This is a genomic window from Falsiroseomonas sp. RANM36, from assembly GCF_056682175.1.
This window is the reverse complement of sequence record NZ_JBWXTD010000007.1, coordinates 286,428-287,934: the sequence shown is the minus strand read 5'-3', so window position 1 is coordinate 287,934 and position 1,507 is coordinate 286,428. Positions and strand designations below refer to the sequence as shown.

Below are 1,507 nucleotides of genomic sequence, written 5' to 3'. Positions count from 1 at the left end.
GGCCGCGGCGCCCGCCGCCGCGCCCCTGCCCTTCGAGGGCACGGCGCGGCGGCGGGGAAGGAGGGAGCCGCGAGGCGGCCTGACGCAGCCCCCTGGCGCACGGCGCGCCACCCTTGCGGGCGGGCGGGACGTGGCAGGGCGCCGCGCTCAACCGGGGCGCCGGCGCCGCGGGCGCGCGCCGCGCGCAGCCCGCGGGGGGCGGCGGCGGTGCGGGCCGGGGCGTGGCGCGCCGGATCAGGCGCTGGCTGGGTCGCGAGATCGTCTCGCGCCGCGGCATTCAGGCGACACAGGCGGCTCCCTCGAACTTTCCGGCCCATTGGGTGGCCGGCACGGACAAGAGACGCGTCCCGTCGTTGCTGTGGCCCGGAACGGGGCCTCGCGGCACGTGCGCTGGCGTCGGAACTCGCCGCCACGGCAAGGCCGCGGCGACGGCCGGAGAAATAGCGGCGCTGAGGCGCGATTGCAAGGGGATTTTTCGGCCAATCGGCGCGATTTCGACCGACACGGGCCGCTCCGGCGAAAGTCGGCCGGAAATGTTACCGAATTAAACGGCGCGGCAGAGATATTCCCAGGCGATGGTCGCCGCGGCGAGCGCCGTGATCTCGGCATGGTCATAGGCGGGCGCGACCTCCACCACGTCCATGCCGCGGAAATCGAGGCCACGGATACGCCGCAGGATCGACTGCGCCTGCCAGCTCGCCAGGCCACCGATCTCGGGCGTGCCGGTGCCGGGGGCGAAGGCGGGGTCGAGCGCGTCGATGTCGAAGGAGAGATAGGCCGGCGCGGGACCGACCACGTCCACGATCCCGGCCGCCACGGCCGCCGGCCCCGCTTCGTGCACGTCCAGCGCCGAGAGGATCGTCACCCCCTTCGCGCGCGTCCAGGCCATCGTCTCCGGCTCCACCGGGGAGCGGATGCCGATCTGGATCATCCGCCTCGGGTCCACGAGCCCTTCCTCGATCGCGTGGAAGAAGGGCTGCCCGTGCGAGAAGCGCTGGCCGAAGCTCTCCGGCCAGGTGTCGCAATGGGCGTCGAAATGCACCAGCGCGAGCGGGCCGCCGACCCGCCGCGCCAAGGCGCGCAGCAGCGGCAGCGTGATGCCATGCTCGCCACCGAGCGCGACGAGATGCCCGAAGCCCGCCGCCTGCTGCTCGATGAGCGCCAGGCTGCCGGCCAGGTCGCCGAGCGCGAGGCGGAAATCGCCGATATCGGCCAGGTCCAGCCGATGCGGGTCCACCTGCGTCACGGGATGCGCGCCATCCACCAGCATGCGCGACGCGCGGCGGATCGCGGCCGGGCCTTCGCGCGTGCCGGCGCGGTTGGTGGTGCCGAGATCGAGCGGGATGCCGGCGATGACGGTAGCCGCCCCCTCGGCGCGCGGCGTCAGGCCGAGGAAGCCGGGGGGGGGGGCGAAGGTGGGGACGAGGCTCATGGGGGAGCCCGGCCGCGCCGGCACGCCGCGCGCCAGCCCGTATTGCCCAGGAAGCGGGCAGGCTGGCGCGCCGGG

General features: G+C 74.7%; 1 protein-coding gene. It reads right to left on the bottom strand.

Annotated features, from left to right (window positions below):
* Positions 1–544: 544 nt before the first annotated feature.
* On the bottom strand, positions 545–1,432 hold the full coding sequence (gene speB, locus AC1MIR_RS25520; protein WP_480031008.1) for an agmatinase: 888 nt from the start codon (positions 1,430–1,432) through the stop codon (positions 545–547).
* Positions 1,433–1,507 lie beyond the last annotated feature (75 nt).